Here is a 7,447-nt window from a genome sequence, read left to right on the forward strand (position 1 = left end):
CAAATCAGAAGACGTCGCTCACTTATTTCCTGACGGAGCCTTAGGAGCAATGTTGGTGTGTCAGACAGCCAGCGAATATCCTAAATCACGCAACGGCATACGTCGTACCCGCTCTCCGGTGGCGACGAAGATAGCATTGCCCAGCGCGGGCGCCAGCGCCGGGAAAGCGGGTTCGCCCATACCGGTTGGTGGGTTTTCCGACTGGATGAAATAGGAATCAATTGCCATTGGCGCAAAAGGCAGACGCAGAATGGGATACGCATTGTAGTTTTGTTCTCGGATCACGCCATTTTCGATGTTGATTTTCAGGCCCATGGCGGTGGAGAGAGCGTCGGTGGATCCGCCCTGCGCCTGAGCCTCGGATCCGGCCATGTCGATGATGGGGCCGACATCAAGCACCACGACGATGCGGTTGACCTTGATCCGTTTGTTGGCGTCCATGCTGATTTCGATCGCCTGCGCGGCATGGCCGGCGTGGGAATAGCACCAGGCCAGGCCCAGAGCGCTGCCATTGGGCAATTTCTTGCCCCAGCCCGCCTGCTCGGCACACATCCTTATCACGTCGGTGGCCCGCTTGGGGCTGAAGTTGACGCTTGGGTCTTTGGGCACCAGCGCAGGCACGTCGCGGTTGACGGCATCAATCAGAAACTCGACGTGATCGTGGCCTGAGGCGAGCGACAGCTCGTGCATGAAGCTTTGCGCCGCAAAAACCTGGGCGTTGTCGCCGGGCGCGCGCCACGAGCCGGTGGCGATCTTCAGCGGGAACATGGTCTTGCCGCGGCGCAGATTCGGCGCCTTGATGGAGTATTTCAGGTTGTCGGTGAGGTTGGCGCCGGTGGATTCCTTTTTACCGTCGGCGGTGAAGGTGATGAAATGTTCCCGCCAGGCGTCGAGCCTGCCGTCCTTGTCAATTGCGCCCTTGAACTGGTGGTAGCCGGCGGGGCGGTAGAAATCATGGCTGAAATCGTCCTCCCGGGTCCATTGTAGCTTGACCGGAGCGTTGACCTTCTTTGCGATCGCCGCCGCTTCGCAGGCATAGTCGTTGACCAGCCGCCGTCCGAAGCCTCCGCCCACCCGGGTCTGGTGCATGACGATCTTGTCCTGCGGGATTCCGGCCACGTGCGCGATCAGCGGCAGGCCGCGATCGGGCTGCTGGGTGGGAACCCACATTTCCATCACACCGTCATGCCAGTGCGCCGTCGTGTTCATGGGTTCCAGCGGCACGTGCGCGGCGAAGGGATATTCATAGTAAGCCTCCACGGTCTTGGCGGCAGTGGCGAAGGACTTGTCCACGTCCCCGACATCGTCGTCTGGCGTGGCTGGGAAATGGTTCGCCACCGCCTTGGCCTGAGCCGAGAATTGCGACGAGGAATCTGTCGATGCCTCGCTGAGGTCCCAGTCCACCTTTAGCTTGTCCTTCGCCTGGAAGGCGCTCCAGGTGTCCTTGGCGATGATGGCGACACCGGGCATCGCTTCGACCATCAGGCCCGTGCCGTCAATCGCGAAGGCGTCGATGACACCACGCTGGGCCTTGATTTCGTCCACATTGAACGAGCGGACCTTGCCGCCCGCCGCCGGGCATTTGGTGTAGCTGGCATAGACCATGCCGGGACGTTGGACATCGATGCCGAAGAGCGGCTGGCCGGTGACGACCTTGGGATCATCGACGCCGTGATACCGCTTGCCGATCAGGCGATATTCAGCCCGGGTTTTCAGCGCCAGGCTTTTGGGGTCGGGCACCGGCATCTTCGCCGCCGCAATGGCGAGCGACCCGTATGACGCCGACCGGGCGCTGGCCGCGTGTGTCAAGACCGAATCCCGGGCGGTAATCTGCGAGGGGTCCACGGCCCATTGCTGGGCGGCCGGCGATCAGCATGGATTTGGCGCCGGCGCCGGCCTGCCGCAACTGATCCCAGGCACGCGGGATCGACGTCGAACCGCCCGCACCCTGGTAGCCATAGACTTTGGTGTTGATGTCCGCCTGTTCCATCACGACGTGGTTCCAATCCGCGTCGAGCTCGTCGGCGATGATCACGCCGAAGGAGGTCTTGATGCCCTGGCCGATTTCCGGGGCTTTGGAGTAGATGGTGATCGTATTGTCGGGGGCGATGCGGATGAAGGCGTTCATCGCCTGGCTGCCCTCCGCCGTCTCGGCCGCGAATGCGGTGTCTCCGAAATGAAAGCCCAAGACCAGGCCCGCCGCGCTCGCGCCGGCCAGCTTGAAGAAGCTGCGCCGTCCCGTGGTCAATGATGCCGCAGGTATGGAGCGGACCTCGCGGATCAGCGCCGAGAAATAAGCATCGGAACGGGCAGCGTTGGACAGGATTTCAGCCATTGGTTGCCTCCGGGGCATAAGGATGCTGGGCCGCCTGCTTCCGCAGGCTGGCCACATCCTTGTCCGTTAAGTTTGCGCCCTTGGCGCCAAAGCGGGCGGTGACGTAATTGGCCACGGCCGCGATGTCTTCGTCGGAGTAGCCCTCACCGAAAGCCGGCATGAAGATCGTGCCTTCGGCGGTCTGGCGGTTGACGCCATGGAGGACCTGCTGCGCCACATTGGTGGCGCTGGGGTCGTTCACGGCGCGCACACCCGTGAGGGTGGCATAACCGGTTACCGGACTGACGCCAGTCCAGCCATGGCAACTCGCACAGGCGCCGGCAAAGACCTTTTCGCCGCGTGGATCGGCGTTCACCACCGGACCCTCCTTGTAGGACGCTGAGGCGGGCGTGGTGACGGTCCGCGGCAGGTCGCTCGCATGGGCGGGGATGCTGCGCAGATAGGTCACCAAAGCATGCGCGTCATCCGGCAGCAGATAGCTGAGGCTGTTGTCGGTGGCCTCACCCATCGGACCCGCCGCACCGCCATGGCCGTTGGCGTGACCAGTAGAAAGGTAGAGATAGATATCCTGGTCGCTCCAATCCGCGATGCCGGAATCCTTATCGCTCGTGATGTTGTAGGCCCGCCAACCCGCGGTGAGCGCACCGGCATATTTGTCGTGGTTGTCCAGCGCGTAGGCGACGTTGCGGGGTGTGTGGCATTCGCCGCAATGGCCCATCGCCTCGGCCAGATAGGCGCCGCGATTCCATTGCGGGCTTTGGCCGGTATTGGGATGGAAGCGTTCATCGGGATTGAACATCACGTTCCACAACGTCAGCATCCCACGCTGGTCGAAGGGCCAGGAAAGCTGGTTTTGCTTGGCCGGGGCATGGACCGGCGCCAACGCAAAGAGATAGGCCTTGATGGCCAGCGCGTCGTCGTCCGTCATGTAGGTGTAGGATGTGTAGGGCATGGCGGGGTAGAGTTTCGCGCCATCGGCGCGAATGCCCTTGTGCACGGCAGCCAGAAATTGGGCGTCGGTGTAATTGCCGATGCCTGTTTGCTTGTCGGGGGTAATGTTGGTGGAATACAGAGTGCCAAACGGCATGTTGAAGGCGAAGCCGCCTGCGAACGGCGCGCCGCCAGGGGCGGTATGGCAGGCTTGGCAATCTGCAGCGTGAGTGAGATATTCGCCGCGCTTCACCAGATCGGCATTGGAGAGTTGGACCGGAACGCCGGTGACGTTGCCGCCCTTGTAGTCTTGCACCGCCACGGTCGAGCCGCTGGCGAAGGCCATTGGGTCACGGCCAAGAAACAGCCAGCCTGCAACACTAAACGCCGCCACGACAATGACCGCAGCGATCATGCCAAAGGTCTTTTTCATGGTCACGCCGATCTGGCGGCGGCGCTCTTGATCGCTCGGCGGATACGGATATAGGTCGCACAGCGGCAGAGATTACCTGCCATGGCGGCGTCAATGTCCGAATCATCAGGGTGCGGGTTGCTGTCTAGCAACGCCGTGGCCGACATGATTTGGCCAGCTTGACAATAGCCACACTGCGGCACTGAGCCCTCCATCCAGGCCTGCTGGACCTTGGCGCCATTGGGCGTGTCGCCGATCCCCTCAATGGTGACGACAGCACGAGTACCAACATCGCCCACGGTCAGTTGGCAGGAACGCACCGCCTTGCCCGCCACATGCACGGTGCAGACACCGCATTGGGCGATGCCGCAACCATATTTGGTGCCGACCAAATTGAGATGATCACGCAACACCCACAGAAGCGGCATATCGTCTGGTACTTCGACTGCCCGCGACTGCCCGTTGATTGTAAGTGTGAGCATATCATTATTCCTGTCTTACAGCCAAACTAGCGCACCAACTTAAGCTCGCGACCAGATTATACGGACTTAGCCCCCGCCGCTAGCGTCGGTTGGCAAACGCTCGGGTTGCTGTCCTCGCCGGGCTGCCCCGATATCGAAGGGATGAGAATACAACCACATCCGCCACCGATAGCACTCTAGTCGGGGATAAATATTGATCTTGACCTTAGCAATATATCGCGCGGTAATCCACGCGATGCCTCTGTGGATGGCCATTTGCCGCAATGAAGCGCTCCGTTACAGAAAACTTTGATCGACTTTCGCTCATCAGCGCAGAAACTTGAGTTTTGTTTCTCATTCTGGATTGACACTTGTAATGTCCCTCCAGCTTTGGAAGCTCGGTTATAGGCTTCAGCTTCCAATGTGGCTCGAGATCACGTTCCGACGATGCCCAAATCAATCTGAATGAGCGTGCCCTGAGACCGACGGTCTAAAGCGACCAACCCACTCTCCGCCAAGCGTTGCCCTGACACCGCTCCGATCCAGATGGTGCTTGATGGCCAAAGATGCCGAGCTGATGCGCTCAGATATATACGAATGAGGGTCGCCAAACATGCTTTTCCCCTCACGGTTGGGTCGAGGCGGCGCTGTTGCTGCCAGATCGGGCACGCCCCCTCAGGAGTAAGACAGAATCGTGTCGATCACGTGCGAGATCAGCCTGGGCGCATCCGCTTCGACAGCAACCAGGACGTTCGCGTCGCCGCTGCCGCGCATTGCCTTCCCTTCTTCAGTTAAGGTGCGCAAGTCACAGACGGTCATGCCGCGGGTGAACTTGCCTTGTAGCTCCACCTGAACATTACAGTGATGATAGGTTAGCATATCGTCATGAACGTAGGGAACGATCGCGCAGACGTCGTGCATTGGTGCGATGTTGAGGCCAAAGAATTGCCTTTGCCGCTCAAGGTAGAACTCCAGTAAGTCGGCAACGTGGCTGGGGATCCGACCACCACCCTTCAGCCGCTGGATGTCGTCCTCGTTGGTTCCGGTGCGAGAAGTTACGTTGTAGCCGACCATACGGATCGGAGCGCCGCACCCATACATGACGCCGGAGGCTTCGGGATCGGCCCAGCAGTTGAACTCCGCCACGGGCGTGATGTTCCCCAGCCCCGTTGATCCGCCCATGACCGTGATCTCCCGCAGCCAACCGGCGAAGCGAGGCTCGCGCTTGATCGCCATGGCGACGTTGGTGGCCGGCCCGATGACGGCTAGAACCAATTCGTCCTTATGCTGCTGTGCCGTATCGATGAGGAAGTCGACGGCATGGCGATCAATCGGGGTCCGATCTGGCTCCGGCAGGGTCGTGCCGTCCAGCCCGGTCTTGCCGTGGCCGTTGCCTGCGTGGATCCGGACCCCGGCGATCGGATCCGCGCAGCCCTTGGCGACCGGTGTGTCTAGACCAGCGAGCGTTAGGACGGACAGGGCGTTGCGCGTGACGTTGTCGAGCGAATTGTTGCCATGCGTCGTGGTAACGCCAAGCAGGTCACAATGCCGTGCTGCATAGAGGATAGCGACGGCGTCATCGTGGCCGGGATCGCAGTCGATCAGGATCTTCGTGCGTGTCATGCCGACCACTCCATTCCCTCGTTGGCCAATTTCGGCCTCCGCCCTATAACTCAGGTAAGTCTATAAACCCGGCACGTCGTCAAGACCGTTCCGGCCAAAGGGGGGCGGCATGCGACTGACACGGCGGGCGGCATTGACCGGAGCAGGGTTCGGGCTGGCGGGGCTTGCGACACCAGCGCGGGCTGCCACGACGCTGAAGGCGACGTGGAATGGCTGGCCAGACAGCCAGGTCCGACCGCTATTCGACGCCTTCAACCAAGCCCATCCGGACATAGCGGCGGGATACGAGTTGATCCCGTTTTCGGACCTGTTTCAGACGCTCGAGATCCGCTTGGGCGCTCGCACGGCGGATCCAGATCTATATTCCTGTGACAGCCCCCTCTCAGCCAGTTACGGGGTACGCAACCAGGCGCTGGCGTTGAACGACGTACTCGACACGAGCCAGTTCGCCAAGGCCGCGGTGGATGCTGCCAGTTTTCGCGGCAAGCTATATTCGGCACCTTTCTCCACCTCCTCCCAATTGCTGTTCTATAACCGCGCCTTTTTCAAACAGGCGGGGCTGGAACCACCCGCGGCTGACGTGCAGAAACGCTGGACATGGGAGCAGGTCGTCGAGGCAGGACGCAAAATGGCCGACCCGGCCCAGAACCGGTGGGGCCTGATCATCGAGCAGGCCGAGCGCCCATACCAGCTGCTGCCGCTGGGCCAATCGCTGGGCGGCGTTGCACTGAGTGCGGACGGACTAAGAGCGACCGGCTACCTCGATGGGCCAGCCTTCGTGGAGGGGTTCAGCTTCCTGCAGCGCCTGTATACCGATTGGAAAATATCGCCACCGGGCGTATTCGACAACAACGTGACGCCAGACCTGTTCGGATCGGGTCGGTCGGCAATGTTTCTGGCCGGCACCTTCAACCTCGATTTGTTCCGCACCAAGTATAAAGATCTGGATTGGGGCATAGCGCCGCATCCGTATTTTGCCAAAGGCAAGCCAGTTACCCCGACCGGGTCATGGCACATTGGTGCCAACCCACGCACGCGGAACAAGGACGCGGTGGCTGAGTTCCTCCGATTCATGACCTCCTCCGCGTTACAGGTGGAATGGTTCAAGCTACGCCCCTATGTCCCCGTAAGGCTCGACGTATGGGACAAATTGCCGGAGGTATTCGCAACCCCAACCTGGAAGATCATTCGCTACGAGGTGGAGAACACCGCTGCCGCTCGTCCATCCACGCCGGGTTGGCGCGAGTATGAGGATTTGCTGCGCCAAAGCCTTCGCGACATGCAGTCGGGTGGAGACGTGAAGAGTATGCTCACTGACACTGCGGCCAAGATCGACCGACAATTGCTTAAATACAGCAAGGTCTGAGTCGGCCGGGTGCGCGCTAAATGGGTTCCATATGCCTTCCTGGCACCAGCCCTCATCGGCCTATTCCTCTTCCGGGTGGTGCCGATCCTCTTATCGCTCGTTGGTGGTTTTACTGGGACTGACCTCACTGGCGAGACGTCGTTCCAGGGCTTTGACAACTACACGGCTCTAGCCAGCGACCCGGAATTTTGGAACAGCGTCCGCGTGACGCTGGCGTTCAACGTGATCGTGAACCCGTTGCAAGTGGTGCTCGCGTTCTTGCTGGCCCTTCTCATGGCTAGAGGGTGTTATGCACTCCGCATGAGGTCGGCGGCCTGCCT

7 protein-coding genes are annotated in these 7,447 nt (G+C 60.7%); 2 read left to right on the forward strand and 5 right to left on the reverse strand.

All coding sequences use genetic code 11. The annotated features are described in order from the left end of the window. Window positions 1-60: 60 nt before the first annotated feature. The 5 genes from GSQ76_RS22960 to GSQ76_RS22980 all read right to left on the reverse strand — a co-directional run bounded on the left by GSQ76_RS22960 (window position 61) and on the right by GSQ76_RS22980 (window position 5,761). On the reverse strand, window positions 61-1,746 hold the full coding sequence (locus tag GSQ76_RS22960; protein ID WP_158746445.1) for a xanthine dehydrogenase family protein molybdopterin-binding subunit: 1,686 nt from the start codon (window positions 1,744-1,746) through the stop codon (window positions 61-63). Then, complete coding sequence (locus GSQ76_RS22965) at window positions 1,700-2,335, reverse strand: molybdopterin cofactor-binding domain-containing protein (protein ID WP_158746446.1); 636 nt, start codon at window positions 2,333-2,335, stop codon at window positions 1,700-1,702. Before GSQ76_RS22965 ends, GSQ76_RS22960 begins: the two co-directional genes overlap by 47 nt. Continuing rightward, a complete protein-coding gene (locus GSQ76_RS22970; protein ID WP_158746447.1) occupies window positions 2,328-3,698 on the reverse strand; it encodes a c-type cytochrome in 1,371 nt (456 codons plus the stop codon). Before GSQ76_RS22970 ends, GSQ76_RS22965 begins: the two co-directional genes overlap by 8 nt. A gap of 2 nt (window positions 3,699-3,700) precedes the next feature. Further along, the gene (locus tag GSQ76_RS22975; RefSeq protein WP_158746448.1) at window positions 3,701-4,159 is read right to left on the reverse strand and encodes a (2Fe-2S)-binding protein; all 459 of its coding nucleotides are present in this window, start codon (window positions 4,157-4,159) and stop codon (window positions 3,701-3,703) included. A gap of 654 nt (window positions 4,160-4,813) precedes the next feature. Next, window positions 4,814-5,761: a nucleoside hydrolase gene (locus GSQ76_RS22980; protein WP_254070585.1), complete on the reverse strand. Its 948-nt coding sequence runs from the start codon at window positions 5,759-5,761 to the stop codon at window positions 4,814-4,816. Window positions 5,762-5,870: 109 nt separating this feature from the next. Between GSQ76_RS22980 and GSQ76_RS22985 the strand changes: the two genes are divergently transcribed. Together GSQ76_RS22985 and GSQ76_RS31370 are read left to right on the forward strand one after the other, a co-directional pair. Further along, window positions 5,871-7,127 carry an extracellular solute-binding protein gene (locus GSQ76_RS22985; protein ID WP_158746450.1) on the forward strand — a complete coding sequence of 419 codons (1,257 nt, stop codon included), beginning with the start codon at window positions 5,871-5,873 and terminating at the stop codon, window positions 7,125-7,127. Between the two features lie 9 nt (window positions 7,128-7,136). Continuing rightward, window positions 7,137-7,447 (forward strand): carbohydrate ABC transporter permease (locus GSQ76_RS31370; protein ID WP_408837130.1); only part of this gene is annotated, 311 nt, incomplete at its 3' end.

Source organism: Acidisphaera sp. L21, assembly GCF_009765685.1.
GTDB lineage: Bacteria > Pseudomonadota > Alphaproteobacteria > Acetobacterales > Acetobacteraceae > LMUY01.